General features: G+C 48.8%; 28 protein-coding genes. 27 read left to right on the top strand and 1 reads right to left on the bottom strand.

Features of this window, described 5'->3' with window-relative positions; translation table 11 throughout:
• Positions 1-50: 50 nt before the first annotated feature.
• From GCWU000342_RS07695 to GCWU000342_RS07660, 8 genes are all read left to right on the top strand, one after another.
• The gene (locus GCWU000342_RS07695) at positions 51-1445 is read left to right on the top strand and encodes a type II secretion system F family protein (RefSeq protein ID WP_006906821.1); all 1395 of its coding nucleotides are present in this window, start codon (positions 51-53) and stop codon (positions 1443-1445) included.
• A gap of 12 nt (positions 1446-1457) precedes the next feature.
• Complete coding sequence (locus tag GCWU000342_RS07690; RefSeq protein WP_006906820.1) at positions 1458-1643, top strand: Flp1 family type IVb pilin; 186 nt, start codon at positions 1458-1460, stop codon at positions 1641-1643.
• A 35-nt stretch (positions 1644-1678) separates the two neighbouring features.
• Positions 1679-3160, top strand: coding sequence for a DUF5702 domain-containing protein (locus tag GCWU000342_RS07685; protein WP_006906819.1), 1482 nt, complete (start codon positions 1679-1681; stop codon positions 3158-3160).
• A gap of 437 nt (positions 3161-3597) precedes the next feature.
• On the top strand, positions 3598-4335 hold the full coding sequence (locus GCWU000342_RS07680) for a hypothetical protein (protein ID WP_156784532.1): 738 nt from the start codon (positions 3598-3600) through the stop codon (positions 4333-4335).
• A gap of 204 nt (positions 4336-4539) precedes the next feature.
• Complete coding sequence (locus tag GCWU000342_RS07675; RefSeq protein ID WP_006906816.1) at positions 4540-5019, top strand: prepilin peptidase; 480 nt, start codon at positions 4540-4542, stop codon at positions 5017-5019.
• A gap of 233 nt (positions 5020-5252) precedes the next feature.
• Entirely contained in the window at positions 5253-5498 is a 246-nt protein-coding gene (locus GCWU000342_RS07670; protein ID WP_156784531.1) for a hypothetical protein, read from the top strand.
• A gap of 2 nt (positions 5499-5500) precedes the next feature.
• On the top strand, positions 5501-6757 hold the full coding sequence (locus tag GCWU000342_RS07665; RefSeq protein WP_006906813.1) for a DUF6382 domain-containing protein: 1257 nt from the start codon (positions 5501-5503) through the stop codon (positions 6755-6757).
• A gap of 67 nt (positions 6758-6824) precedes the next feature.
• Positions 6825-7253 carry an HIT family protein gene (locus GCWU000342_RS07660; RefSeq protein WP_006906812.1) on the top strand — a complete coding sequence of 143 codons (429 nt, stop codon included), beginning with the start codon at positions 6825-6827 and terminating at the stop codon, positions 7251-7253.
• A 153-nt stretch (positions 7254-7406) separates the two neighbouring features.
• Here the strand turns inward: GCWU000342_RS07660 and GCWU000342_RS07655 are convergent, their stop codons facing one another.
• The gene (locus GCWU000342_RS07655) at positions 7407-8471 is read right to left on the bottom strand and encodes an undecaprenyldiphospho-muramoylpentapeptide beta-N-acetylglucosaminyltransferase (protein ID WP_045000890.1); all 1065 of its coding nucleotides are present in this window, start codon (positions 8469-8471) and stop codon (positions 7407-7409) included.
• A 232-nt stretch (positions 8472-8703) separates the two neighbouring features.
• Between GCWU000342_RS07655 and GCWU000342_RS07650 the strand changes: the two genes are divergently transcribed.
• From GCWU000342_RS07650 to GCWU000342_RS07560, 19 genes are all read left to right on the top strand, one after another.
• A complete protein-coding gene (locus GCWU000342_RS07650; protein ID WP_006906809.1) occupies positions 8704-9780 on the top strand; it encodes an SPFH domain-containing protein in 1077 nt (358 codons plus the stop codon).
• Positions 9781-10038: 258 nt separating this feature from the next.
• On the top strand, positions 10039-11031 hold the full coding sequence (argF, locus tag GCWU000342_RS07645; RefSeq protein WP_006906808.1) for an ornithine carbamoyltransferase: 993 nt from the start codon (positions 10039-10041) through the stop codon (positions 11029-11031).
• A 13-nt stretch (positions 11032-11044) separates the two neighbouring features.
• On the top strand, positions 11045-11878 hold the full coding sequence (locus GCWU000342_RS07640) for a biotin--[acetyl-CoA-carboxylase] ligase (protein WP_006906807.1): 834 nt from the start codon (positions 11045-11047) through the stop codon (positions 11876-11878).
• Between the two features lie 144 nt (positions 11879-12022).
• Entirely contained in the window at positions 12023-12385 is a 363-nt protein-coding gene (locus tag GCWU000342_RS07635; RefSeq protein WP_045001103.1) for a DUF6145 family protein, read from the top strand.
• Positions 12386-12568: 183 nt separating this feature from the next.
• Positions 12569-13351, top strand: coding sequence for a type III pantothenate kinase (locus tag GCWU000342_RS07630; RefSeq protein ID WP_006906804.1), 783 nt, complete (start codon positions 12569-12571; stop codon positions 13349-13351).
• A 368-nt stretch (positions 13352-13719) separates the two neighbouring features.
• Positions 13720-14745 carry a tRNA dihydrouridine synthase DusB gene (gene dusB / locus GCWU000342_RS07625; RefSeq protein ID WP_006906802.1) on the top strand — a complete coding sequence of 342 codons (1026 nt, stop codon included), beginning with the start codon at positions 13720-13722 and terminating at the stop codon, positions 14743-14745.
• Between the two features lie 291 nt (positions 14746-15036).
• A complete protein-coding gene (gene greA / locus GCWU000342_RS07620) occupies positions 15037-15519 on the top strand; it encodes a transcription elongation factor GreA (RefSeq protein ID WP_006906801.1) in 483 nt (160 codons plus the stop codon).
• A 161-nt stretch (positions 15520-15680) separates the two neighbouring features.
• The gene (lysS, locus tag GCWU000342_RS07610; protein WP_006906799.1) at positions 15681-17627 is read left to right on the top strand and encodes a lysine--tRNA ligase; all 1947 of its coding nucleotides are present in this window, start codon (positions 15681-15683) and stop codon (positions 17625-17627) included.
• 245 nt (positions 17628-17872) lie between these two features.
• Positions 17873-18004 carry a hypothetical protein gene (locus GCWU000342_RS10850; protein ID WP_278081713.1) on the top strand — a complete coding sequence of 44 codons (132 nt, stop codon included), beginning with the start codon at positions 17873-17875 and terminating at the stop codon, positions 18002-18004.
• An 83-nt stretch (positions 18005-18087) separates the two neighbouring features.
• Positions 18088-19167: an acyltransferase family protein gene (locus tag GCWU000342_RS07605; protein ID WP_006906798.1), complete on the top strand. Its 1080-nt coding sequence runs from the start codon at positions 18088-18090 to the stop codon at positions 19165-19167.
• A 9-nt stretch (positions 19168-19176) separates the two neighbouring features.
• Positions 19177-19602: a helix-turn-helix domain-containing protein gene (locus tag GCWU000342_RS07600; RefSeq protein ID WP_006906797.1), complete on the top strand. Its 426-nt coding sequence runs from the start codon at positions 19177-19179 to the stop codon at positions 19600-19602.
• A 139-nt stretch (positions 19603-19741) separates the two neighbouring features.
• Positions 19742-20188, top strand: a complete 447-nt coding sequence (locus GCWU000342_RS07595) for a phage integrase N-terminal SAM-like domain-containing protein (RefSeq protein WP_006906796.1) — start codon at positions 19742-19744, stop codon at positions 20186-20188.
• An 80-nt stretch (positions 20189-20268) separates the two neighbouring features.
• Positions 20269-21609, top strand: coding sequence for an RNA-binding domain-containing protein (locus GCWU000342_RS07590; protein ID WP_045000888.1), 1341 nt, complete (start codon positions 20269-20271; stop codon positions 21607-21609).
• A gap of 432 nt (positions 21610-22041) precedes the next feature.
• On the top strand, positions 22042-22386 hold the full coding sequence (locus tag GCWU000342_RS07585; protein ID WP_006906794.1) for a helix-turn-helix domain-containing protein: 345 nt from the start codon (positions 22042-22044) through the stop codon (positions 22384-22386).
• A gap of 91 nt (positions 22387-22477) precedes the next feature.
• Positions 22478-23059, top strand: coding sequence for a type IV toxin-antitoxin system AbiEi family antitoxin domain-containing protein (locus GCWU000342_RS07580; protein ID WP_045001100.1), 582 nt, complete (start codon positions 22478-22480; stop codon positions 23057-23059).
• Position 23060: 1 nt separating this feature from the next.
• Positions 23061-23894: a nucleotidyl transferase AbiEii/AbiGii toxin family protein gene (locus GCWU000342_RS07575; protein ID WP_006906792.1), complete on the top strand. Its 834-nt coding sequence runs from the start codon at positions 23061-23063 to the stop codon at positions 23892-23894.
• A 253-nt stretch (positions 23895-24147) separates the two neighbouring features.
• Positions 24148-24336 carry a hypothetical protein gene (locus GCWU000342_RS07570; protein WP_045000886.1) on the top strand — a complete coding sequence of 63 codons (189 nt, stop codon included), beginning with the start codon at positions 24148-24150 and terminating at the stop codon, positions 24334-24336.
• A 62-nt stretch (positions 24337-24398) separates the two neighbouring features.
• The gene (locus GCWU000342_RS07565) at positions 24399-24752 is read left to right on the top strand and encodes a hypothetical protein (RefSeq protein ID WP_156784530.1); all 354 of its coding nucleotides are present in this window, start codon (positions 24399-24401) and stop codon (positions 24750-24752) included.
• Between the two features lie 336 nt (positions 24753-25088).
• Complete coding sequence (locus GCWU000342_RS07560) at positions 25089-26342, top strand: DUF6688 domain-containing protein (RefSeq protein WP_006906788.1); 1254 nt, start codon at positions 25089-25091, stop codon at positions 26340-26342.
• The last annotated feature ends 58 nt before the right edge of the window (positions 26343-26400 follow it).

The following is a 26400-nucleotide window of genomic DNA, read 5'->3' as shown; positions in this document are numbered from 1 at the left end:
TGGATCAAGGAAGATCATGAAGAGATGGAAGACGGGTAAGGGAGGGAGAGATGATCAGTCTTATTGTTCTGCTGGGAAGCATCCTCTATTTGCAAAATCGCAGACGCCATGGCAAGACATACCCGAAGAAGATCTGCCGGATGCTTCTGGGGGCGGAACTTGCAGCTCTTATTCTCTCGGGGACAGAGCTTCTGCCGGCAGGCAGACTTGTCAGTGACCTGGTCCGGCCGGAGAACGGGAAGGCTGGACGGGAAGAATCACTGATTGCCGGGACGAGGGAGGGAGAAATTCGCTATCAGCTGACCCTGGAGGAGCGGGAGATGAGCGCCCGGGAGGCAGAAGACAAGATCACAGCGGCGAGGACGGAGCTGGCAGACTTTCTGAGAGAGAATACAGAGGCTCTGTCCGGGGAGAGTCCGGATCCGAAAGCCGGGGAAGAAAGGGCAAAGGCAGGCGGGGGGAAGGAAAAAGAGGAGACAGAGGGCTTGAGTAAGAGGAGCCAGGGGGAAGGAGATAAAGCTGATATCCGCGAGATTGACAGGGATCTTCGTTTTCCGCAGAGCCTGCAAAAGGGCCAGGTTGCCCTTCACTGGAGCATGCAGCCGGAGGGGATTCTTGAGCAGAACGGCCGGTTCCATCGGGATCTTTTATCGGAGGATCAGCTGATTGCAGCGAATCTGGTCTATATCTGCGGAAGCAGCCGCCGGGAGGAGACCATCCGATTTCTGGCCAGGGCTTATCCCGCCGACAGCAAAGAGGGGTATCGGAGCAGGATCAAAAGAGCCCTGGAGGAAAGAGAGAAAACGGACCGGCAAAATCAGAAGATGGATCTGCCCGAGCAGGATTTCAGAGGAGAGGCCATCCGCTGGATGCGTCCCTATTCCTGGCGCGGAGAGAAGCTCCTCGCGCTTGGATTTACAGGAGCCCTTCTGATGCTCTTCGCGCAGAAGAAAAGCCGAATGGAGGCCGTTAAAAGGCGGAGGGAAAACGCGGATCGGGATTATCCGTCGATCATCAGTGAAATCGCCCTATATCTTTCGGCCGGGGTCACAGTGAAAAACGCGCTGGAACGGATCAGCGCGGCCTACGAAGAGCGCAGGAAGCAAGGGCAGACCGGTCATGAGGGGTATGAGGCGCTCTCTCTTCTGGTTCGGCGCATGAAAGAGGGGATATCTGAGAGACAGGCCTATGAAGACTGGCCTGGTCTGTGTCCGACGGCGTCCTATCGCAAGCTCTCCATGCTGCTGATACAGAATCTGCAGAGAGGGAACAGACGATTGGCAGAGCTGTTCGAGGAGGAGAAACAGAGGGCCGAAGAGGCCGGCCGCCTGCGCTGCAAGAAGCTCGGGGATGAAGCGTCAACCAGGCTTCTGATCCCGATGGTGGGATTGCTGGCGGTAGTTCTGATGATCCTGCTGGCTCCGGCCCTGTTTATGCACCTATGAGGAGGTAGAAGAATGGATTGGTTACGAGAAAAAGGAAGAGAATTTATATGGGAGGAAGAGGGAATCGGCACGGTGGAGATCATCCTGATTCTGGTGGTCCTGATCGGGATTGTCATTATTTTTCAGAAGCAGATTACAAATCTGGTCAACAATATCTGGAAGACCATTACCCAGCAGAGCAGGAGTCTTATTGGCTGACTGCCTCCGTGACGGTTTTCCTGAGCCTGATCTTGATGCTGATTATGACTCTTTTGCTGACTCTTGCGGAGGGAGTTCATCTCCTGGGCCTTGCCGCCGGGCAGAAGCAGTTATCGACTTATGCGACAGAAGGAGCCCTGGGGGAATACAATCGGATCCTCTGGGAGGAGTATGGGATTCTCGGGATGGATGCCGGATATGGACAAGACCGGTTTGACCCGTCAGAGCTGGAGCAGAGACTTCGGGTTCGCCTGGAGGAAGAACTGGGGGACACGCTCTATCAGACCAGTCTGACCTCTTGCGCGATACGCTCCTATCAGTTGCTGACGGATCAGAGGGCAGGACCCTTCATTCGTCAGGCGGCGCGACAGGAGGTTGGTCAGCTGGGACAGACCGGCATTGATCGAATCATAGACTATGTCCGGGGAGCGGAGTCCACGTCTGATAAGCGTGATCTTTCATCCATGCTGCAGGAGGGGCAAGGGGCCCTGGAGCAAGTGCAAAAAGAGAAGAGGGAAGAGGGAAAATCGGCGAAGGACAGCCCGGACATCTCAGAGAAGAAAAGCGAAGAAAAGAGCGGGGATCAGGCGGAATCAGGAGAAAAAGAGCGTTCCCCGTCCAATGGAAGAAAGCCAAAGGCGAATCCGATACGGACTGCCCTGGAGTGGAAGAGCAAGGCGATTCTCGCCCAGGTTCTGCCTCCGGACAATAAGCTGTCAGAGGCGAGCCTGCCGGACGGGAAGGACTGTCCGTCGAAGAGGAAGAGGCTCCAGGGGACCTCTGAGGAGAAGATAGAGACAGACCTGAAAGATCAGGGGCTTTTTCGCCTCTACCTGCGGGATCATTTCTCCCGCTTCGGAAAGGAGCAGGGAAAGGGGCATGCCCTCTCTTATGAGATGGAGTACATCCTCTGTGGGAAAGAGAGCGACAAGCGGAACCTGGAGGCTATGGTGGGTCGGCTGCTGGCCCTTCGCGAGTTGGATAACTGCAGGTGCCTCCTGGGAGATCCAGCCCGGATGGCGCAGGTTGAAGAGCTGGCAGTGCTTTTGGCGGGAGCGACGTTAAATCCGGCAGTCCTGCAATTGGTCAAGGGAGGAATTGTCGCGGCCTGGGCCTATCTGGAGAGTATTCTGGATATCCGCCTGGTTCTGACCGGGGGAAAGGCCGCGCTTCTTAAAAGCCCGGCAGAGTGGACCAGTGATATCTATGAGTTTCCGATCTATCTGGACACGGCAGTCAAAGCCAGAGAGTCTTCCGCAGGGATTAGTTATGAGATGTATCTGATGGCCCTGCTCTTGCTCGCGGACAGTGGAGATCTCGCTTTAAGGGCGATGGATCTAATGGAGGCCAGCATTCGGCAGGAGGAGGCATATGGGGGGACACGGATGGATCATATGATTTGCGGACTGAATATGCACTATGGATATGAGGCCAGAACGTATTTTCAGATTCTGCCGAAGAAGACCATGCTTCCCTGGTATCAGAGGGAGTATGAAGAGACTTGCGCCTATCAGTAAGTCTCCTGTGAGCGGTTGACAGGAATCTGAAATCACGCTGTATATGCTGATCTTATGGAAGATATCCCGCATCCGGGATTCATAGAAGACTGTTCTGCATATGAAATTCATGGAATGTTGGCCTGTATTTAGCGTTTGCCCTATGAAATAAGGAAGAAAGGAGGTGTGTCGAGGTGTCTCTACATCTGTTATGGAATCATTTCAGAACCCTATTCACCCTAAATTCAAAAATCTCTCTTTTCACAAGATCGTGTCATCGACCAGCTCATTCAAAATCACATCATTTGTTCCATATAGAGGCACCTCGACACACCTTCGCGGAAAATACAGACAGGAGCGAAGGGGGCTTTCGCTGTCGATGGGGGAAGACCGGACTTTCTGCGTCCTATACCCTTGAGGCCAGCATCCTTCTTCCCCTTTTTATCGCGGCTATAGCCATGGCTATCTGCCTCATCCAGATCTTTACTCTGCAATTTCAGATACAGACCTCTCTTCGCCAGGCGACCAGACAGATGGCCCTTCTCCCCGGGAAGGGGGAAAACGCCCTGGAGATCGGTGCTCTGACAGAGGCCGATTTGCTGAAAAAGGGGGTCAATCCCGGGCTGATTCGGGGCAAATGGCTGGGAATTTCCTATGCGAAAAGCCGGATCGACGAGAGAGAGATTTGCGCTGTGGCAGAATATCAGATCGCTCTGCCGATTCCTCTCCTGGGACAAAGGAAAGCCAGGATGACAGCGACCGCAAGCCAACGGCGCTGGACAGGCTGGGATCCTATGGAGAAAAAAGAGACAGGAGAGATGGTTTATGTGACAGCCAGCGGCGTCGCCTACCACAGGGATCCCGCCTGCGTTTACTTGAATCCGCGGATTCACTCGATTTTGGGAAAGGATCTGTCCAAGGCGAGAAATGATGCCGGGGCAAAATATAAGCCGGGGCCCTCCTGTCCCAAACATATCGGAAAAGAGGAGGAAAATCGCATCTTTTATATCACAGAGGACGGGCTGGTCTATCACGATCGCCTGGACAGTCCGGCCCTGAGACGGCATGTCTGTCATATATCTCTCTCAGAGGCCCTGGCGCGGGGCTATCATGCCTGTCCCCGTTGTGCGGGACAGGGTGGGACCGAGGCAGGGCCCACAGGAGCTGCGAGAGGAGCAGGAGCCGCAGGATCTTAGAGATAGGCAGGAGCCGCAGGAGCTTAGAGAGGGACAGGAGCTGCAGGGTCTGCGAGATAGGCAGGAGCCGCAGGAGCTTAGAGAGGGACAGGGGCTGCAGGGTCTGCGAGATAGGCAGGAGCTGCAGGATTTGCGAAATAAGCAAGGCCGCTGATCATCCTGGTGTGTAGATCGTCCTGGTGAGGAAAGGGAAGAAGGAGGACTATGGAAGGGAAATACATACTTGCGCGGTATCTTTTGCTTGGTCTCATTCTTGCCATAGCTTCCTGGCAGGATCTGCGCTATCGGCGGATTTTCTGGCCGCTTCCTGCGGCGGGGATTTTTCTGGCGGGGGCAGGGAATCTCCTGGTGGGAGAATTGACGGTTCGGGAAGTGGGAGGAGGGCTTCTCCTGGGACTTTTACTCATTCTGGTCTCGATTCTGAGTCGGAATGCGATCGGCATGGGGGATGCGCTTCTTGTGGCGCTTCTCGGAACAGCGCTGGGCTTTGGAGAGGCCCTGCTGATCTTTTGGTTTGCTTCGTTTGCGGCGGCAGGCCTGGGCCTTTTTGTCTGGCGGATGGGAAGAGGGAAGGAGAGAGGGAATCGACTGCGAAATTACGCGCTCCCCTTTGCTCCTGTTTTGAGTCTGACAGGCCTGGCCATAGAAGTGTTCTGTAGGATCCTTCCTGGTCTTTTGAGCTGAGCTTTTCAAATAAGGTCATTTCTTTTGTTTACAGCGTCTTTACAGCGAATAAGGGACAGTGAACAAAGGACAGTGAACAAAAGGCAACAAACAAAAGACATCAAAAAAAGATTCGGGAAGCGCAAATAGAGTCCTGTATCAGGCCTGCGCAGGGCTTGAATCAAGAGAAAAAGCTGAGATATGGGATATGGGACAGGATCGCTGTCAGGATTCTGAGAGGAGCAGAAGAGGAAATGAAATACAAGGATGATCTATGGGTACCTGCCGCATACACGATAGAAGCTTCGCTGATTATCTCGATTTCGCTGCTTTTGATCGCGGGAGGGATTTTGCTGTCCTTTGAGGTCTTTCGAGCCGGCGCAGAGTCGGTTCGCTCAATCGCGGGACAATTTCGCGGCAGAAGCCCGTCAGAGGCGGCGGACCGCTTTCGTCTGGCCAGGGCAGCGGCAGATGTCATCGGAAATCTTCGGGGGAAGTGATTATGAATTACCGCTATTCCAGAAACAGACAGAAGATTTATATGATCCTGGAGGGCAGACCGTCAGAGGAGGGGTATGAAGACCGGATGCTGCAGAGGCAGCAGTTGTCCTGCCTTCTTCCCTTTCACCTGGTTGACCAGAATGAACAGAGGCAGGTCTGGTACGATATCAGTGGGAAACGTGCGCTCAAGGACTATCTTGAACAAGAGGGAGGACTGGATCTGACTCTTTTGCGAAGGATTCTTCTCGGATTGGCACAGGCCTATGGAGAACTGGACCGCTATCTGATCTCGGAGCGATCCATCTATCTGTCCGCCGAAAGTCTCTATCTGGATCTTCATCAGGGGAGCGGGAGAGTGAGCCTCTGTTACTGCCCGATTGATATTCCCGAGGGGGAGGGAGGTCTGCTCTCCGTATTTGAGTATTTGCTCCTGGTTCTGGACCATGGAGATGAGAGACTGCGCGAGACCTGCTATCAGCTGTACGAGATGCTCGCCGCGGATTCCTGTCGCATCCGGGATCTGCTGGAACAGATCCCGGCGGAGGAAGTGAGAGAAGAATGCGAAGAGGAAGAGGCAGAAGAGAAATCCCCGGGGGAAGAAGAGCCTCTCATCAAAGACATCAGTAACCGGGAAGACGTCTCTTCGGCGGATGCGGTCACCCGCCTTTTTCAGCGTCACTTAGAAGAGTCTGACCAGATGATTCCACTTGAGCTGCTGGAAGCGCAGTCTCCGCTGAAGGGGATGCTTCAGCGCCTGTTATCGGGCCTTGGTTCCGCTGTCAAGAGGAAGAAGGGGCTGACAGAACGCCTGAGTCAGAGGGCGAGTGTTTTGATTCCGCCGGCCAAAGAGGAGATTCCAGTGCATTTTGATGAGGATCGGCTGGAATCGGACGAGACGGTTTTGCTGGAGCCGGGAAGAAAAGAGAGGGAGGAGTCAGGAGAAGAGCCTCATTGTGCCCGGGGCTTTTTTGAATATCAGGGAAGAGGAGGATTCGAGAGCTTTCAGATGCAGGGGCTGACCTGTCACATTGGGTCAGGACCGGATAACCAGGTCATTTTAAAGAGCCCGGGGATCAGCCGCATGCACGCGGTTTTGTATCGAAAGAGAGACGGGGTCTATCTGGAGGATTTATCCTCACTGAACGGAACCTTCTGTCAAATACGGGGGGAGGAGGTCTGGCTCGCGCCCCATCAGGAGCACCGTCTTTCCATGGGGGAAGAGGTCTTCTTCGCCGGGGAACCGTTTGCCTTCCGCTAGGGCAAGTCCTATAATGAGCCTGTGAAATTCACCTGTGAGAGGATAGGACAATCGAGGAGCCAGGACGATGAAGAGAGACGACTGTATTTTCTGTAAGCTTGCCAACGGACAGATCCCCGCGAACACCATCTATGAGGATGAGGATTTTCGCGTCATCTTAGACGCCAATCCTGCCAGCGAGGGACATGCGCTGATTCTCCCCAAGGAGCATTATGCTGATATCTATGAACTGGACGATACCCTTGCCGCCAGGCTCTTTCCCCTGGCCCGGAAAATGGCCTGTGCCATGACGGAGACGCTTGGCTGTGACGGGTTTAACATTCTGCAGAATAATGGCGAGATTGCCGGTCAGACCGTGTTTCATTTTCACATGCACCTGATCCCCCGCTATAAAAATGCCCCCAATAACCAGGGCTTCCTGCTCTGGAAGCAAAGAGGACTCTCAGAGGAGGAGATTAAGGCGATCAGAGAAAAACTGGCCCGTCAAATCCGCTAGTCAGAAGAAGAGATCAGAGTTTTCAACCGGGAAGAAAAGCTGCCGGGGCCGGGGGAACCCCTATCAGGGGATCGAGAAGGTGGTTAAGACAATTTTTTTCCGTGAGCGTTTCAGGATCAGAGCGTTTCAGAGCGTTTTGGAATCGAAGAAATCTTATCGGGCGACGGTCTCAAACAGGTCCATAATCTTTCCGATGGAATCCATCTGACCGGAGTCCTCCATGGCGCAGATATAGTCAGAGGCATGCTCAGAGACATAATCAATGGCTTTTGCTAAGCTCTCCTCATTGCATGCCTCCTCCTCTATGACGTAGGAGAAGCCCTGCTTTTCGAAAGAGCGTGCGTTTAAAATCTGATCTCCGCGGCTGGCAGCGGCGGAGAGAGGAATCAGAATATTGGGCTTGCGCAGAGAGAGCAGCTCACAAATGGCGTTGGCGCCGGCTCTGGAGACGATCAGGCTAGCAGCCGCGAAAAGATCGGGCAATTCTTCAGAGATATATTCATATTGGCGATAGCCTTCGCGATTGTCCAGGGAGGCATCCAGGTTTCCCTTGCCGCAGAGGTGGATGATCTGATACTGGTCCAGGAGCTGATCCAGAGAACCGCGCACGGCGCGATTGATGAAGACGGAGCCCAGGGATCCTCCGATAATGAGAAGGACGGGCTTGTCATGGGAAAAGCCGGTGAAGGCGTAAGCTCTGGAAGGATCGCCATGCAGCAGTTCCTGACGAATGGGAGATCCTGTCAGCACGGCCTTGTCTTTGGGCAGGTACTTGAGCGTTTCCGGGAAGTTGCAGCAGACCTTGACGGCCCCCCGCATGGCGATGCGGTTGGCCAGGCCCGGCGTCATATCGGATTCATGGATGATGGCGGGAATATGAAGGGTTTTGGCCGCCAGGACGACGGGGACAGAGACAAAGCCGCCCTTGGAAAAGACGAGATTGGGGCGAAGCCGCTTCAGAAGAAAGAGAGCCTCAAAGTAGCCCTTGGCGACGCGGAGAACATCGGTGGCGTTTTTCAGGGAAAAATAGCGGCGCAATTTGCCGGAGGAAATGCCATGATAGGACAGGCCGGCCTTCTGAACCAGCCCTTTCTCCATTCCGTGATAAGAACCGATGTACTCTACCTGATACCCTTCTTCTCGCAGACGGGGAAGAAGGGCGATATTGGGGGTCACATGACCGGCTGTTCCGCCGCCGGTCAGTACAATTTTCTTCATATGAAACACTCCTTTTTCGCGGGACTGCCACAATCATTGATATAGCAAAAGGTCATTTGAATCGCTGCCATCAGAGAGAAGAGGGACAATCAATATCTTAAGTCTATCCGGGGTTGGATAAAAGTCAATTTTTCAGTTTTTGTTAAGGAATATAAAGGACCTGTCTGATATAATGGGGACAGTGATCTTCCAATATGTGATGGAGCAGAGACTGGAAACGAGGAGGTAAGATATGTCACAAATTATAGGAATTGTCATCCTTATCATTGTTCTGGCGCTGTTGGTGTCCAACGTACGTATCGTACCGCAGGCCCACGCAAATGTGATTGAGCGCCTTGGCCGTTACAAGGCGACCTGGGATGCCGGCCTTCATCTGAAGGTACCCTTTATTGAGAGGGTGGTCAAGAACATTTCGCTCAAGGAGCAGGTGTTTGATTTCCCGCCCCAGCCCGTTATCACCAAGGATAATGTTACCATGCAGATCGACTCCGTCGTCTTCTGCAAGGTCTTTGATCCCCAGCTCTATACCTATGGAGTTGAGAATCCCCTGGCAGGTCTGCAGAATCTGTCAGCGACTACCCTTCGTTCCATCATAGGAGAGATGGAGCTGGACGCGACCCTGACCTCCCGCGAGCAGATCAACGCCAAGATGCAGGCCGTTCTGGATGAGGCGACTGATGCCTGGGGAATCAAGGTAACCCGTGTTGAGATCAAGAATATTCAGCCGCCCCGCGAGATCGAGGAGGTTATGACCAAGCAGATGCGGGCGGAGAGAGAGAGGCGGCAGACCGTCCTTGAGGCGCAGGCGCATCAGGAGGCCGTTGTCAGTCGCGCCGAGGGAGATAAGAAGGCCAAGATCCTGGCCGCCGAGGCGGAGAAGGAAGCGCAGATCGCTTTGGCAGAAGGCCGCGCCAAGTCAATTGAGCTTGTATATGAGGCAGAGGCAGCCGGTGTCAAGATGTTAAATGAGTCCAAGGTCAGCGAGGGCGTCCTCAAGCTCAAGGGACTGGAGGCCCTGAAGGATGTGGCGGACGGCCGCGCCACTAAGATCTTTATGCCCTCTGATATCAGCAGTACCATTGCCAATTTGGGACTTGCCGGCGAGGCGCTGGGGATCGGAGATTATACGCCTGTCGATAAGGCACCAAACCCCAATGTCGACACGACTGCAGATCCGTGCATTCACTCCGATACCGGGAAAGGAGGCATAGAGGCTTCTGTGACCACTCGTTCCATTAATCATGAGGTAACTACCAAGTCTGCCAGTGAGGCCGCAAAGACCGATATCCGTTCACCTCGTCTGAAGTGATATAAGAGCGGATCGCATAGGGCTTTGCCGGGGACGAATGAAAATGCGAGAGCAATGAGAAAGACTGTGTGGAAATGGGGACCAGTGGTGCCGTTTTCATGCAGTTTTTCCTTTGCTCTACAGAATTCACAGAAAAGCGGAACTGGGATATAATGAAGCGGAATTTAACCGGACCGCGAGCCAAAAGGGACGTAGGACAGGTCAACTGCGGGCAGAGGGAACAGCCTGAAGCCGCGCTGATTTTTACAGGAGTAGAACATGAATTTACAGGGAAGAAATCTGCTGAAGATGAAGGATTTTTCCGGGGAAGAAATCAGGAGTCTGATTGATCTTGCCATTCGTCTCAAGAGAGAGAAGCGAGAGGGGATTGACCAGAGCGCAGAGCTTTTCGGCAAGAATATTGCCCTGATTTTCGAGAAAACTTCGACCAGAACCCGCTGTGCCTTCGAGGTGGCTGCGGCGGATCTGGGCATGCATACAACCTATCTGGATCCATCCGGCTCCCAGATCGGCAAGAAGGAGTCGATCAAGGATACCGCCCGTGTCCTGGGAAGGATGTTTGACGGGATTGAGTATCGGGGCTTTGGACAGGAGATTGTCGAGGAGCTGGCCAAGTACGCGGGAGTTCCCGTCTGGAACGGTCTGACGGACGAGTCTCATCCCACGCAGATGATTGCGGATATGATGACAATCAAGGAGCGTCTGGGAGAGCTTGAGGGAAGGAAATTCGTCTTTATGGGGGATGGTTCCTTTAATATGGGCAATTCTCTCATGGTGACCTGTGCCAAGCTCGGCATGCACTATGTCCTCTGTTCTCATCCCAACTGCTTTCCTTCCCGGGAGCTGGTTGATTACAGCAAGAAAATCTGTGAGGCCAGCGGCGGAAGCGTGACTCTGACAAGTGATGTAGAGGCGGGCTGCAGGGACGCGGACGTGATATACACGGACGTCTGGGTCTCCATGGGGGAACCCTTTGAGATCTGGGAGCAACGGATTTGTGACCTGCTTCCCTATCAGGTGAACGCGAAAGCGATGTCCTACGCCAGGGATACCTGTCTCTTTATGCACTGCCTGCCTGCCTTCCATGATCTTGGAACCGGACTGGGCCGCCAGATTTACGAGAAATTTGGCCTGAGTCAGATGGAAGTGACAGACGAAGTCTTCGAGAGCCCTGCCAGTGTGGTCTTTGAGGAGGCGGAGAATCGTATGCACTCGATCAAGGCCATCATGTACGCGACCATGCCGCGATGAAAAGAGATCAAGCATGCAGATTTCCTATGACTGGATTGAGAAAATCGACTCTACCAACAGTGAATTGAAGAGGAGGAGCAGTCAGAGCGTTCTTCCGGAGGGATATGTTGTCTCCGCCAATCAGCAGACCGCCGGTCGGGGGAGAAGCGGCCACAGCTGGCAGTCTCCGGCGGGAACGTCGATATCGACATCCATGCTCCTGCATCCGGATACACTGCCCATGGAGGCTGTCCCCAGATTAACCCTCTTGGCGGCCATGGCGACAGTCCTCGCAATTGAGGAGGAGACAGGAATTGAAAGCCGGATCAAATGGCCCAACGATATTGTGATCGCGGGCAGGAAAGCGGCAGGCATTCTGACAGAGATGGCGGCCGAGGGGGGCAGAGCCCGCTATGTGCTTGTCGGCATTGGGATCAATGTTCACCAGAGAAGCTACGACCCGCAGATCGCAGACAAGGCGATCTCCTTAGATGAGGCGGTTCTCCTGCGGGAAGGAGCAGATTTTGGGCACAGGGAATCTGTGCATGCGGACAACCGGGAGACGGGTGATCGTGCCGGTATTTCTCATATCAGCCGCAGAAAGCTGATTCGGTCCATTTGGGAGCATTTTTCCGACCTCTACCGGGAGTTTTCGCAGACGGCCGATTTGGAATTCTTTCTCTCGGATTACAATGAACGTCTGGTCAATCGGGAACAGAGGGTCAGGGTTATGGATCCGGCCGGGGCCTATGAGGGCATTTGCCGGGGAGTCAACAGCCGGGGAGAACTGATTGTTGAAAGCGAGGGAAGACGCCGAATGATTAATTCCGGTGAGGTTCATGTGCGCGGGCTCTATGGCTATGTCTGAGCTATGTGCCTCTGGGGAGCGGATAGGAATTGTGATGAGCTGCCCGGAATGAGATGAGCTACCCGGAATGATTGGATATGTCCGAGAGATGTGTCGCTTTTGGAGGGGCGGATGCATGTCATCTCGGGATCAATGAAAAAACAGATGAAGGGTGAAAAAATGGCGGATATAACGAGGGGGACTGTTCTCTGTGGAGCAAGTTCCTACAGCAGGAAATTCTATTTCAATCCGGAATTTGCCTCTCTGCCCAAGGGCATTCAAGAGGATCTGAAGATTATGTGTGTGATGTACAGCTCGGAGGTCAGCGGAGAGATAGAGCTGGTCTTCACACCGGATGGAGACCTGCTGATTCGCGCTGATCACAGGGAGGATGACGCCCTCTTTGACGAGATCGGGAGCGGGCTTAAGATCAGAGAAATGCAGCGCAAGCGGAGGGAACTTCTGGAATCTTTAGAGAACTACTATAAGGTCACACGGCTGGGACAGGCAGTCCCTGAGGAAGCGTAAGAAATTCGTTACAGGGCATACGATAAACAGAAGAGTTCGACTGCCTCATGAGACAGTTGGAAAGTTGCAGTCAGAGAAGGAATCCTTTCATAATCAAATTTAGTGATCAAATTGAGCGGAGTGAGAGGAAGAACAGGAGAGGGGACAGCAGGATCATTTTCTGTTGTCACTGAGGAAATTGCTATGTTGCTTTGCGTTGATGCTGGAAACACAAATATTACTCTGGGAGTTTTTGACGGTGAGGAGATGAGGGGGCCCTACCGGATGACGACCCGATCAGACCGGACCAGTGATGAGTACGGGGTGATTCTGACAGATATTCTGCAGTACAATGGGATGAATCCCTCCTCTGTCGAGGATTGTATCCTGTCCTCGGTTGTACCAAAAATCAACTACTCTTTAATCAACGGCATCTACAAATATTTCGGAATTCATCCGCTTCTGGTAGAGGCCGGCATTAAGACAGGCATCAGGATCGTCACGGAGAATCCGAAGCAGATCGGCGCAGACCGCATTGTGGACGCTGCCGGGGCCTATGAGATCTACGGAGGCCCCTGTCTGGTTTTGGATTATGGAACGGCGACCACCTATGACCTGATTGGAGACGACGGGGCCTTTGAGGCGGCAGTCATAGCACCGGGGATTCGCATCTCCGCCTCAGCTCTCTGGGAAAGGGCGGCCAAGCTGCCCGAGGTGGAGCTGACTAAGCCAAAGAGTATTCTTGCAAAAGAAACCATTTCCTCCATGCAGGCGGGCTTGATCTTCGGACAGATCGGCCAGACCGAGTATATCGTCAGGGAGATGATCCGCGCGTCCGGTTATCAGAAGGTCAAAGTCATCGCTACCGGCGGCCTGGGGGGGATGATCGCCAAGGAGACCGACTGTATAGATATCTATGATCCCAACCTGACTTTGCTGGGATTAAAGATCATATATCAGAAGCAGAGAAGACGGGTTCAAAAATAGAGGGTATTTGACATATGAACCCGCTGTATATGACGGCAGCTGCATATGAGATGGTATATGAAAAGCGGCAGTCAGAAAGATAACAAAACCGACCGGGGATAGGAAATAGGGACTGCGGGAGAGCAGGCGGATTCGGCGGTTGATTGGGTATGCGAGAGGACTGCCTGATGGCGTATGCAAGAGGAATGGCTGATGGCGCATGCGAGAGGACTGCCTGATGGCGTATGCAAGAGGAATGGCTAATGGCGCATGCGAGAGGGCTGTCTGATGGCATAGGTAAGAGGAATGGTTGATGTCGGGGACGAACGGGATCGCTGATGCAATTTGTGAACGGGTCGCTCAAGACATAAAAGAGAAGAGGAGGACGGATGACAGAGAGGGCACAGGCGAAGGAAAGGAAGGATGGGAGAGAAAATGCAGTGATTCATCCTCTGACCATCGGCAGTGTCAATCTGGCCAATAATCTGATCTTGGGGCCGATGGCGGGGGTGAGTGACCTCCCTTTTCGTCTGCTCTGTCACGAGCAGGGGGCGGGGCTTGTCTGTACCGAGATGGTCTCTGCCAAGGCGATTGCCTACAAGAACAGAAATACGAAGGAGCTCCTGAAGGTTTCGGACGAGGAACGGCCGGTTTCCCTGCAGATTTTTGGGTCTGACCCTGTCATTATGGCGGAACAGGCCAGACAAATCGAAGACCTGCACTGGGACATCTTAGATATCAATATGGGCTGCCCGGTCCCAAAGGTCTTCAATAACGGAGACGGGTCGGCCCTGCTCAGGAATCCGCTTCTGGCGGGGCAGATTATCGAGGCCGTGGCAGGCGCCATTCATAAGCCCCTGACCGTCAAAATTCGTCTGGGAGTCAGCCCGGACACGATCAATGCTGTGGAGATGGCACATATCGCCCAGGAGTCCGGGGCGGCGGCGGTGGCGGTTCATGGGAGGACCAGAGATCAGTTCTATATGGGGGCGGCTGATTGGGAGCAGATCGCAAGAGTCAAGCAAGCAGTCTCTATCCCGGTCATTGGAAACGGCGATATCAAGAGTCCGGCCGATGTGCAGGCCATGTATGAGCAGACCGGAGTGGACGCTTACATGATCGCCCGCGCGGCCCAGGGAAATCCCTGGATTTTCAGGCAAATCCTCCACTTCTATCAGGAGGGAGAGGAGCCTGTCAAACCCGGTCCTCAGGAGATGTGCGACACAATGCTGCGCCAGGCCAGGATGATGTGCGATCTGAAGGGGGAATATTTAGGAATCCGGGAGATGCGAAAGCAGGCCGCCTGGTATACAGCGGGCTATCCCAGGTCGGCCAGGCTCAGGGGCATGGTCAACGATGTGGAGACCTACGAGGACCTGGAGCAGCTGTTTCGGGCGTACTTTGGCCTTTCGTGAAGCCTGGCGGTTTGTGTGTATCTGGAGGAGACCGATAGAGATAAAGACACGAGGTATATCATTGTGATAGTGGCAGCCCGTGAGCGTCGAGAGGAGATCAATCGGGACCATCGGGATCGAGGCGGTCAGGGAACGCCCGTACTCAATCGGCCCGGGAACGCTATCTTGACATTTGTTTGGCATCTTCCTATAATTTTGAGCATATATAACCCTGTGCTTACGCGTAGGGGTATTTTTATGAGATGCGGGCGAGAGCGTGCAAGGGGGCAGGAGCCCGGGTGAGGAGAGATCATGGCAGAAGCAAAAAAGAATCTGATGACCTATGAGGGTCTGCAGAAGTTAGAGGCAGAGCTTGAGGATCTGAAGACTAATAAGCGTAAGGCGAATTCCAGAGATATCGCTGAGGCGCGTGAGCAGGGAGACCTGTCCGAGAATGCCGAGTATGAGGCGGCCAAGGAGGAGCAGCGGCAGATCGAGAACCGGATCAATGAGATCACAAAGATCTTAAAAAATGCAGAGATTGCGGACGATATCGTGGACAAGTCCATTGTCAATATCGGCTCCACCGTAACCCTTTTGGATCTGGAGTACGATGAGGAACTGACCTACAAGATTGTGGGTTCGACAGAGGTCAACAGCCTGGGCGGAAAGATCTCCAATGAGTCTCCCGTAGGGGCGGCCATCCTTCACCACAAGGCAGGCGAAACAGTTACCGTTGAGACAGAGGCAGGAAGCTTCAAGTACAAGATCCTGTCCATTTCACATGACGAATAAAGGGAAAGATCAGAGACAGGTCATCAGGGCCGAAAGAGAAGGCCGGCCACCATATTCGCGCCTGCGGGATATGCAGCGACGAATTATGGCGGTCGGCTTCATTCATGGAGATGAAATCTTCCGTCACGATTATAAATTCCCGGTTCATATAAGGAGAGATTATGGAAGAGCAGAATAAGAAGCAGGATACCAACCAGCTCAGGAAGGTGCGCCGCGAGAAGGTCGCCATGCTGCGGGAGATGGGCAGGGATCCCTTTGTGATCACAAAGTTCGATCAGACACATCACAGTGTCGATATCCGCGAGCATTTTGAGGAGTTGGAGGGAAAAGAGGTCAAGATTGCAGGCCGTATGATGTTTAAGCGGGTCATGGGCAAGGCCTCATTTGCCAATATTCGTGACCTCAAGGGAGACATGCAGATCTATGTGACTCGTGATGATCTGGGTCAGGAGGACTACGCGCTTTTCAAGAAGTACGATGTGGGGGATATCCTGGGTGTTGTCGGGGTGGTTTTCCGCACCAGGATGGGAGAGATTTCCGTTCATGCCAGTCAAGTGACGCTTTTGTCCAAATCCCTGCAGCCCTTGCCGGAGAAATTCCACGGCTTGACGGATACGGATACCCGCTACCGGCAGAGATATGTGGACCTGATCATGAACCCAGAGGTCAAGGATACCTTTGTCAAGAGATCCCAGATCATAAAGGAGATCCGCAATTTCCTGGATGGCCGCGATTTCATGGAGGTTGAGACCCCCATGCTGGTATCAAATGCCGGTGGGGCAGCAGCGCGTCCCTTTGAGTCCCATTACAATGCCCTCGACGAGGATGTTAAACTCCGTATCTCCCTGGAACTCTACTTAAAGAGGCTGATTGTGGGCGGCATGGAGCGCGTCTACGAGATCGGCCGCGTCTTTCGTAATGAGGGTGTTGACACCCGGCATAACCCTGAGTTTACGCTCATGGAACTCTACCAGGCTTACACTGACTATAACGGAATGATGGAACTGACGGAGTCCATGTTCCGCTATCTGGCTGAGAAGGTCTGCGGCAGTACCAGGATCACTTACCAGGGGACTGAGATTGACCTGGGCAAGCCCTTTTGCCGTCTGACGATGATTGACGCCATCAGGGAGAAGACGGGGATTGACTTCGATCAGGTGAAGACTCTGGAGGAGGCCCGGAAGCTGGCTGATGAGCATCACATCGCTTATGAGCCCCATCACAAGAGGGGGGATATCATCAATCTCTTCTTCGAGGAGAATTGCGAGGAGTCTTTGATCCAGCCCACTTTTATCATGGATCACCCTGTGGAGATCTCTCCTTTGACCAAGAAGAGCACCAAAGACCCGTCCAAGGTAGAGCGCTTCGAACTCTATATCTATGGCCGCGAGATGTGCAATGCTTACTCCGAACTCAATGACCCCATTGATCAGAGAGAGCGTTTCGCGGAGCAGGATGCCCTGGCAGCAGCCGGTGACGAGGAGGCCAACCACACGGATGAGGATTTCTTAAATGCCATGGAGATCGGCATGCCTCCTACAGGCGGCATCGGCTACGGGATTGACCGTCTTGTGATGCTTTTGACCGATAGCCCAGCCATTCGCGATGTTCTTCTATTCCCGACACTCAAGAGCGATCGTAGGGATAACACTCAAGTACATAAGGACAAAAAGAACGACGAAGCAGCATCTGACAATAATGGATTCTTCACTCCAAATAACAGGATCGACTTCTCCAATGTGAAGATCGAGCCTCTGTTTGAGGAAGAAGTAGACTTCGATACCTTCAGCAAGTCTGATTTCAGAGCAGTTAAGGTTAAGGCTTGTGAGGCTGTTGCAAAGTCCAAGAAGCTTCTTCAGTTCACACTGGATGATGGAACAGGCACAGACAGAACGATCCTTTCTGGTATTCACGCTTATTATGAGCCTGAAGAGCTGGTTGGAAAGACTCTGATCGCAATCACAAACCTTCCACCTAGAGCAATGATGGGTATTGAGTCCTGTGGTATGCTGCTTTCTGCAGTAAACAATAAGAAGGACAGCGATGAGGAAGAACTTCACCTTCTCATGGTTGATAACCACATCCCTGCAGGTGCTAAGCTGTACTAAAACGTACTTGATTTGTGTAACAAGTTGCAGACATAGATAAAGTCTTGGACGAGAATTACAACGAAATTGTAACGAATCCGCATTTTTAGATGAAAACGGATAAGTCCAGATAAGTTACATAACGAATATTTCATGAATGCCAAGAGGCACTTTCTTAGAAGAAATTCTAGGAAGGTGCCTCTTTTTTTGTTTGTTTTGAATCCATGGCAACAGATATCACAAATCTAACGTAAAGGAGAACAGCAATGAGTAAAACCAAGATAGGCGAAGAGCAGATATCAGATGAGTTTCGTGCCACCTCAGCATACGGCACCAATCCACATGCTACTGCGAATATGTACCTGTGTTTTGCTATGATTTTTAACAGGATTGCTTAATGAATGTTAACTCCTCTTGCTAGACTGAGAGGAGTAATTATTTATATAATGATGTTAAGAATAATGGCAAAGGTGGTATTATTATGAGAAAGACATACCTTGATAATATACGGTGGATCACAATATTAATCGTTGTAATATATCATGTTATTTATATGTTTAATGGTGTAACTACATATGGCGTAATTGGACCATTCAGCGAAAAGCAACCTCAGGATATTTTTCAATATATTGTATACCCATGGTTTATGTTTCTGCTATTTGTCGTCTCGGGAATGGCTGCTCGTTTTGAATTAGATGCTAAGGGTGAAAGTGGATTTATTCGCAATAGAACTAGAAAATATCTTGTGCCTTCCACAATAGGTCTTTTTGTGTTTTGGTGGATCCTAGGCTATTTTAATATGCTTATCGGTAGAGCATTTGAGACAATGGGAACTGTGCCCAAGCCTATTTTATTCTTGATAATGTGTATCAGCGGTATAGGGCCTCTGTGGTATATCCAGATGCTGTGGTTATTTAGTGTTATTTTGATCTGGATTAGAAAAATAGAAAAAGACAGATTATATAATCTAGGTAAAAAGACTAATGTTTTTATAATTGTATTACTTGGAATTTCTGTATATGGTGCGGCGCAGGTATTGAATACCCCCATTATTGTTGTATATAGATTTGGAATATATGGATTGGGATTTTTACTGGGATATTTTATCTTTTCACACGAAGAGGTAATGGAAAAATTAGAAAAATACTGGATAATTTTTAGTTTACTGGCTGTTGCTTTCTGTATTTTGTTTGTAGTATTTAACCTGGGAAAACCATATCCGGATCATGAAGTGCTCGATACATTTCTTTGTAATATGTATGCCTGGTTTGGAACAATTGGTGTTCTTACTTTTATGAAAAAATGGGGCAATTCGGAAAATGACTTTTCAAAATGGATGTGTAGAAAATCCTGGGGAATGTATATTTTTCACTATTTGGGAATTGCTATCAGTAGCTGGTACATTAAAATGTATCTACCTCAGATGCCGGTGTTTTTAGTATATCTGTTGGTGTTGGTATCAGGAATTACAGGAGCATTATTTTTATATGAGATTATAAGTCGTATTCCTGTTTTACGATGGTGTGTTTTAGGGATAAAACAAAATAAAATCAAGGAGTGAATAATAAAAATGAGCTTTGCAGATAATTTGATAGAACTTAGAAAATATCATGATCTTTCCCAGGAAGAGCTGGCAGAGAAAATTGGAGTTTCTAGACAAACGTTGTCTAAATATGAGACCGGCGAATCTCTTCCGGATATTGAAAAAGGCAAGTTACTGGCAGATGCATTCGGGGTTAGTATAGATGATCTAATTTCTTATGATAAGAACAAAGAAGATAATCTAGGGCTTGGAGTACCACCAAAGGGAAAACATATTTTTGGAATGGTTAAGGTAGGTGATAAAGGACAGATTGTAATTCCAGCTAAGGCTCGTAAGATATTTGATATTAATACAGGTGATAATCTTATTGTTTTAGGCGATGAGGGTCAGGGACTTGCCATTATCAAGGAAAAGGGACTACTTAGCTTGTTAAACAATGCGAGGAAGAAATAAGAGTATAAAAATACCGAGATATTGGTACGTTAAGTTAACTCGCAATTCAATATAAATGATATGTTTTTTATGTACCACGTTCTAATATTAAAATGAACATCGATGGTGATGTCTATTTTGGTAGAATAGGAGGAACGCTATGGTTACACGTGAAGAGATAAACATAATCATTCAGAAGATATCTGTATACTTGGACAATGTTCAGATGGTTAAGCTACAAGAGATTTTGGCTGGAGTATCGGATAATACTGATATAGAGGATGTAAAATCGTCTGAAGAATTATTGGAATTATTTATAGCAGTAAAGCGATTGGAAGGTAGATCTGAGCTCACTCTTGGACTGTATAAACATAATATTGAGAAACTATTAGCATCGGTAGATAAGAATGTGTGTCTGTTAAATACTGATGATATAAGAGCTTTTCTCTCTGACTATAGGAGGGAAAAGGGAATAAGCAAGGTTACGTTGGATAATATGAGACGTAACCTTCAACTATTAGGTCATGAGAAAATAGATACAACATTGAGATATGCGCAGGTTAAGCAGAATAATGTAAAAACGTCGCATAAAAAGTACTTCGGATAGTAGGGGTGCGTGATATACTTTGAATTATAAACCGACAAAAAAATGTCGGTATAAATCATAAAATGTCGGTAGAGGCGTTTATGGAATATATTGAGTCTGAGACATTAGAATTAAAAGAAAAATATACAGATGTAATTTGCAAGGAAATCGTATCCTTCTTAAATACTGAGGGAGGAACCTTGGTAATTGGTGTTAAAGACGATGGTACAGTGATTGGAGTAGAAAAGGTCGATGAAACCTTGAAAAAAATATCTGATGTAATCACTATGCAGATTGAACCTAATCCCCAGGATGAAATCCGTTCAGAATTGAAATTTGAGGATGGAAATACACTTATTTATATCCACGTAAACCAAGGCAGTAAAAACATATATTGTCAAAAAAAGTATGGCTTTTCATCTAGTGGATGTTCTGTTCGAATAGGTACTACTTGCCGAGAAATGACACCTGAACAGATTCGAATTAGATATGAGAGAAACTTTACCGATTTGGAATATATGCTTAAAAAGAAGTCTGGATTTGCAGACCTATCTTTCCGCGAATTGAAGATTTACTATGAAGAAAAAGGATTTCATACTGATCGAGGTGATTTTGAATCAAATCTAAGCCTGAAGAATGATAATGGTGACTATAATTTATTGGCTGAATTATTGTCAGATAAAAACAATATTCCTTTTATTTTTGTAAAGTTTCAAGGTGATAACAAGGCAGCTATTTCTGAAAGGAATGATTATGGCTGTGGATGTTTGTTAACCACTTATAACAAAATAAAAACGCGTTTACTTGCTGAAAACATATGTATATCGGATACTACGGTGCGACCAAGGGTAGATAAGTATTTGTTTGATTATGATTCTGTTAATGAAGCTGTAATTAATGCACTTGTGCATAATGATTGGACTATTACAGAACCTCAGATTTCCATGTACTCTGATCGTATTGAAATAGTTTCTCATGGAGGGCTTACAAAAGGATTAACGGAGAAACAATTTTTTGAAGGTGTCAGTAAGCCAAGGAACGCAACTTTGATGAGAATCTTTTTAGCGATGGGATTGACTGAACATACCGGACATGGTGTTCCTACAATAGTAGAGAGATATGGAACAAATGTATTTGAAATCGAAGAAAATTTAATTCGATGTACAATTCCTTTTGATAGCAAGGTGTTGGAACTTTCAAAGAAAAATGTCGGTTTGAATGTCGGTTTGAATGTCGGTTTGAATATCGGTTTAAATAAAACAGAAAAAGCGACAATTGGCATACTTCTGGAAGACGCTTACGTTACAGCAGACGATATAGCTCAAAAGTTGGAAGTGACAAAGAGGACTGCTGAGAGGGCGTTGTCTGGGTTACAAAAGAAAGGATATATCGAACGTATAGGTTCTAAACGAGATGGTTCTTGGAGAGTGGTGAAGCAATAACTTATAAGTTTCTTGACTATGTAGTATCTGCGCACCAACAACTATACTGCATGGATTCGGCTGCTCAAATTCATCTATAACCGGGGACAGGAACGATTAAAAATCGGTAGAAAGAAGACCAGCACAGATGACCGGTATATGAAAATGGCGGAGGAGGCTTTATATACAGAGCTTGGATTCGCGTTGGGCATTCCTGATAGTGAAGTTTCGAATTATATTGCATCCGCTCTGGATTCGTGATATAATTTCAACAATTGAATAAAATACATATGAACAGACGTACAAAAATCGGGCATGCCCAGAACCAGTCTAACCAAGGCAGTGGTTTGCAGATTTTTGACGTCTGTTTTTTGGGGAAAATCTCGCTCTCCGGTATTCCAGCACTCTTTTCCGGAAGGCTTCCGCTTTGGAAGGCACCGGAAAGGTGCGGGAATGAATCAGAAGAACACAGAAATCGACACAAGTACCATGGGCGGAAGGATCAAGGCAATACGGATCCAGAAGGGATGGTCCCAGGAGGAGATGGGGTTCCGGATCGGGGTGAATAAGAAGTCCGTCATCTCGGAATATGAAAATGACAAGAGAGCAGTCACGCTGGCAATGCTCCCAATCCTGGCAGATGTTCTCGGATCCACCATGAATTACCTGGTGACCGGACATGCTGCTAAAGAAGATCCGGATATAGTCCTGGCAATTCAGCTGCCGAAGGACCTGAAGACAGAGAAGGGAAGAAAGGCAGCAATCGAACATATTCGGATTGTCGCATTGATGGAATGACGAGATAAACGGAGGCCAATTGTTCGTGTTTTGTGTATTTACTTTTGTGCTAATGCTAGATATGATATTAGCACGAAAGTTGGTGATACACATGAAATCAATTGAGCAACTGGTTGATCCCTCTGGAGTTATTTTAACCAGAGATGCAGAGGAGTCAGGAATCAGCAAATACGCATTATATGCCTTCCTTGAAAAAAACTCTTTTGAAAAGGTAGGGCAGGGAATTTATGTCTCGCCCACTGCCTGGGCTGATGAACTGTATATTTTGTCTCTGCGCTGCCCCAAGGGGGTTATTTCGCATGATGAAGCACTGTACCATTACGGATTAATTGACAGAGAGCCTTTGCAGAGAACAATTACGGTTTATACAGGATACAGTACATCCAGACTCACAAGGGGTGGAATAAAAGTCTTTACCGTCAAGAAAGAACTTCTGGGTTTGGGGAAGATAGTTGTTTCAACGTCATTTGGACATAATATCCCGATGTACGATATGGACCGGACAATCTGCGATTTGATACGAAACAGGAGCCGGTTTGAAATCCAGGATTATCAGATGGCCCTGCAGTCATATATCAGAAATAAGAATAAGGATCTTAACAAATTAATGGGGTATGCAAAAGCATTTCATGTTGATGCGAAGGTAAGGGAGTATATGGAGGTAATGCTTTAATATGTTAACGCAGGCACAGCTTAAAGGGAAAATCAAAAGCCTGGCAAAAAACAAAAATGCCGATGCAAGAACTCTAATGCGTTTATACATGATGGAGCGTTTTCTGGAAAGAATATCCAGATCTCCTTACGCAGACGACTTTGTTATTAAGGGAGGGATCTTGGTCACTTCTATGCTGGGAATAGCTCAGCGATCCACTATGGACATTGACACGTCGATACGAAATTTTAATTTGACTGAAAATGATGCCCTCCAGATAGTGAAAGAAATTGGTGAGATAAATTTGGACGATGGGGTTACATTTGAGATCAAACATGCAGAACGGATCATGGATGACATGGAGTATCCGGGAATTCGACTGGCTGCAGATGCCATCTCAGATGGGATGATCACACCAATCAAGATCGATATATCGACAGGTGATGCCATTACGCCAAGGGTTATAGAGTATCAGTACAAATTATTGCTGGAAGATCGCTCAATTCGCCTTTTGTCTTATAACCTGGAAACAGTGCTTGGTGAAAAACTTCAGACAATCCTTGTTCGAGGTGTCTTAAATACCAGGATGAGAGATTTCTATGATGTTTACACGCTGCTTCTGTGTTATGGAAGAGACGTGGATATTGATGTATTTAGGGAAGCGTTTGCCGCAACATGCCGCAAACGAGAGACTGTCGGACTTATCCATGCCGGTCAGAAAATCATTCAAGGAATCCGGGACGATGGAAACCTCAGAAAATTATGGGAAGCCTATTGCAGGAAATATAGCTATGTAGCAGATATTTCCTATGAGAAAGTCATGGACAGCATAGTAAAGTTATTCGATTTGCTGTAATCAAAAGGGCATCTGTCCAAAGAATCGGATAATAATGCAAACTTAATGCTCGATTAGTGAAATACAGGAATCTGTCTGGGTCTGGTCGTAATGACCGGGCCCTTTTTCTATGTTCGGATTTTGTGAACCCGGGTTCACGGATTAGGGAACGAGAAATATCGGAAGATAACTTAATATAGATCATGTCAGAGAGATACAGACATGAAGCAGCGAGCAGCTTCGGTGTCACTACATCAGAGACAGGAGGATGGAGATGGCAGATGGAGCAATCAGAATCGTAGAAAAATACGCCATGGCAGACATGAAGGGGAAGATAGAGATCATCCTGGATAATTATCCGAATTTCCTTGAGATCATGGACAGCTTCGAAGAGAGCCTGAAGTATTTGATCCTCAATGACCGGCGGGCGGCAAGACGCAGAAGCATGGGGATCTTGGAGTAAGAGTACAGAAAACCGGCATCAGTGATCCTACAGCAAATGAAGCAATTGACAGGGTTATGCTTTTGGAGGCAATTAAAACAGGAAATCTTGACGAGGAGCTGAAGGGGATTGAGTGTCCGGAGCAATACAGAAGAGAAGCGGAAGTGATCCGGGAAATGCACAATGACTATTTTCTGGTAAGGGCTCAGATTAAAACGCTGCCCTGGTCGGATTTCAAAGTTCTGGATTCTTATTTGAATGGGTCACACAATCTTCTGAAACTGGCAGATGAGACGGACTGCACTTACGACGGAGTGAAGAACCGGTTAAAGAGGGCCAGAAACCGGATCCGGCAGTCAACGGCATCATACCGTTTCGAGTGTGCTATATTATTCATGGTGGTTGAAGCTCCTTTCGATGTTTTTTGTGGTGATTAATATCTGAAAGGCTCAACCGCTTTTTGTATATCGTATGGTCTCACATCAATTGTAACCCTACAATGCGAACAAAAACCTGGATATCATGATACCCTTGTGAGAATAGATGAGGTACACTAAGGAGCAAGATTATCGCTGCACTGATATTATAAGCAAGCAACGGCCAAATTGAGGGAGCTGGCATACGGATGCAAACGAAGTCACCAGGTATAAGGCAAAACTGACGGATCAGCAGCGCGCAGAGTCACTGGAACAGATCGCCTTTTTTGATTACTACCATCCGGCGAATCACTGGTCGGATCTGATGAACTATAATGGAAAGATGAGAATTAACGTATGTTGAAGTCCCTAATAAAAGAACATCCATTTCGCTTTAGTGTTCTATGCTCAATAGTTGTCGGATGCATAATTTTTCTGGTGATTATGGTATCAGGTAAAGTCCGGGCAGATGAGATTGTGTTAGCCTTCCTGTTTTCGCTGGTTGTAAGTGCATGCATTTTTTATCCCTTTCTGATCCTTGTAATGGAAGTCACGTACCTGATCCTGGCTGCCATGAACAAAGAGAGCCCGTGTGCATGGCAGGTTGATCAGGTGGCTCTATGGTATGTAATGCTTCTGGAATATATATATGTGAGACTTATTGGTGCGACCGGGTCGGACTGGATGATTCAGCTTACCAATGGGGAGAAGCATACGCCGGTATATACTGGGTCCTGGCCGATTATTTTCTTGATTGCTGTTCTGGCGATTGTCGGATACTACTACCTGAGCTTCAGGCCAATGAAAAAAATGCCGCCGCTGATGGCGGTCATATCTATCTCTGCCATGTATCTTGGTATTGTTGAACTGATTGTATTTTCGGTTCAGGTCATTGGAGTACAAGGTGATGATCTGGCTTTTATGCTTCTGATCTGGCCTGCTAGTCTGGTGCTGATGTGTGCAAGAACGATTCTTGCAAGGGTCCGTGAGTGGGAAGTGCTCCCCATGGAAAAGAGGAAAATCCACCAGAACCGAATTTTAAATACAATGGACGGGTTGTTGTCGAAAGCATCATTCTGGCCATTATGGGGGCTGATTCTGGTACTGCCTCTTCTTGGAATCCTCATCGCAATTCTTATGCTGTTCGGACAGGCTCCGGATTCAGTCATCAAGGCATGGACGGAGACTGCAGACTGGAGACTTTCCACAAAGCAGGCACCGCAGAATATCTTCCACGATGAACATTACCTGTGCACGGTGGCTGCAGGTGGTCATCAGAAGATTGTGAAACCGATCCGGATGGGCGTTCGACATGGGCATCCGGTGATCGTAAACCGGCAGCTATGCGTTGCAAATGCCTTCGAGCAGGTGTTGGAAGAGAAGACGCCACATTTTCATAAAGCGGTAAGAGCTTTTTATGATCGCTATGGATTTCCAATTGCGAAAATGATCCGGAAGAGCTGGGTTGCGGATCTGGTCTATATTTTGATGAAGCCTCTGGAATGGGTATTCCTCATCATATTATATCTGACTGATGTTCACCCGGAAAACAGGATAGCGGTTCAGTATATGGGAAAGGAGCCGCCGATTCAAGAAAGACGGCATGGATGAAAAGAATGAAGTGAAGAATAATAGTACCAAGGGCTGTCTGCTGTCTATCCGGTTGACA

The organism is Shuttleworthella satelles DSM 14600 (genome assembly GCF_000160115.1).
Classification (GTDB): Bacteria; Bacillota; Clostridia; order Lachnospirales; family Lachnospiraceae; genus Shuttleworthia; species Shuttleworthia satelles.
This window is presented reverse-complemented; position numbering and strand designations above follow the sequence as displayed.

Bases quoted from the DNA above. Each gene is read 5' to 3' on its own strand.
- GCWU000342_RS07665 (WP_006906813.1), top strand. From the start codon at position 5,501: ATGAATTACCGCTATTCCAGAAACAGACAGAAGATTTATATGATCCTG.
- GCWU000342_RS07690 (WP_006906820.1), top strand. From the start codon at position 1,458: ATGGATTGGTTACGAGAAAAAGGAAGAGAATTTATATGGGAGGAAGAG.
- GCWU000342_RS07635 (WP_045001103.1), top strand. From the start codon at position 12,023: ATGAAGGGTGAAAAAATGGCGGATATAACGAGGGGGACTGTTCTCTGT.
- GCWU000342_RS07660 (WP_006906812.1), top strand. From the start codon at position 6,825: ATGAAGAGAGACGACTGTATTTTCTGTAAGCTTGCCAACGGACAGATC.
- GCWU000342_RS07640 (WP_006906807.1), top strand. From the start codon at position 11,045: ATGCAGATTTCCTATGACTGGATTGAGAAAATCGACTCTACCAACAGT.
- GCWU000342_RS07570 (WP_045000886.1), top strand. From the start codon at position 24,148: ATGGCAGATGGAGCAATCAGAATCGTAGAAAAATACGCCATGGCAGAC.
- greA (WP_006906801.1), top strand. From the start codon at position 15,037: ATGGCAGAAGCAAAAAAGAATCTGATGACCTATGAGGGTCTGCAGAAG.
- GCWU000342_RS07685 (WP_006906819.1), top strand. From the start codon at position 1,679: ATGCTGATTATGACTCTTTTGCTGACTCTTGCGGAGGGAGTTCATCTC.
- GCWU000342_RS07560 (WP_006906788.1), top strand. From the start codon at position 25,089: ATGTTGAAGTCCCTAATAAAAGAACATCCATTTCGCTTTAGTGTTCTA.
- GCWU000342_RS07670 (WP_156784531.1), top strand. From the start codon at position 5,253: ATGAAATACAAGGATGATCTATGGGTACCTGCCGCATACACGATAGAA.
- GCWU000342_RS07590 (WP_045000888.1), top strand. From the start codon at position 20,269: ATGGAATATATTGAGTCTGAGACATTAGAATTAAAAGAAAAATATACA.
- dusB (WP_006906802.1), top strand. From the start codon at position 13,720: ATGACAGAGAGGGCACAGGCGAAGGAAAGGAAGGATGGGAGAGAAAAT.
- GCWU000342_RS07650 (WP_006906809.1), top strand. From the start codon at position 8,704: ATGTCACAAATTATAGGAATTGTCATCCTTATCATTGTTCTGGCGCTG.
- GCWU000342_RS07575 (WP_006906792.1), top strand. From the start codon at position 23,061: ATGTTAACGCAGGCACAGCTTAAAGGGAAAATCAAAAGCCTGGCAAAA.
- GCWU000342_RS07695 (WP_006906821.1), top strand. From the start codon at position 51: ATGATCAGTCTTATTGTTCTGCTGGGAAGCATCCTCTATTTGCAAAAT.
- GCWU000342_RS07630 (WP_006906804.1), top strand. From the start codon at position 12,569: ATGTTGCTTTGCGTTGATGCTGGAAACACAAATATTACTCTGGGAGTT.
- GCWU000342_RS07595 (WP_006906796.1), top strand. From the start codon at position 19,742: ATGGTTACACGTGAAGAGATAAACATAATCATTCAGAAGATATCTGTA.
- GCWU000342_RS10850 (WP_278081713.1), top strand. From the start codon at position 17,873: ATGAGTAAAACCAAGATAGGCGAAGAGCAGATATCAGATGAGTTTCGT.
- GCWU000342_RS07580 (WP_045001100.1), top strand. From the start codon at position 22,478: ATGAAATCAATTGAGCAACTGGTTGATCCCTCTGGAGTTATTTTAACC.
- GCWU000342_RS07675 (WP_006906816.1), top strand. From the start codon at position 4,540: ATGGAAGGGAAATACATACTTGCGCGGTATCTTTTGCTTGGTCTCATT.
- argF (WP_006906808.1), top strand. From the start codon at position 10,039: ATGAATTTACAGGGAAGAAATCTGCTGAAGATGAAGGATTTTTCCGGG.
- GCWU000342_RS07680 (WP_156784532.1), top strand. From the start codon at position 3,598: ATGGCTATCTGCCTCATCCAGATCTTTACTCTGCAATTTCAGATACAG.
- GCWU000342_RS07655 (WP_045000890.1), bottom strand. From the start codon at position 8,471: ATGAAGAAAATTGTACTGACCGGCGGCGGAACAGCCGGTCATGTGACC.
- GCWU000342_RS07605 (WP_006906798.1), top strand. From the start codon at position 18,088: ATGAGAAAGACATACCTTGATAATATACGGTGGATCACAATATTAATC.
- lysS (WP_006906799.1), top strand. From the start codon at position 15,681: ATGGAAGAGCAGAATAAGAAGCAGGATACCAACCAGCTCAGGAAGGTG.
- GCWU000342_RS07585 (WP_006906794.1), top strand. From the start codon at position 22,042: ATGAATCAGAAGAACACAGAAATCGACACAAGTACCATGGGCGGAAGG.
- GCWU000342_RS07600 (WP_006906797.1), top strand. From the start codon at position 19,177: ATGAGCTTTGCAGATAATTTGATAGAACTTAGAAAATATCATGATCTT.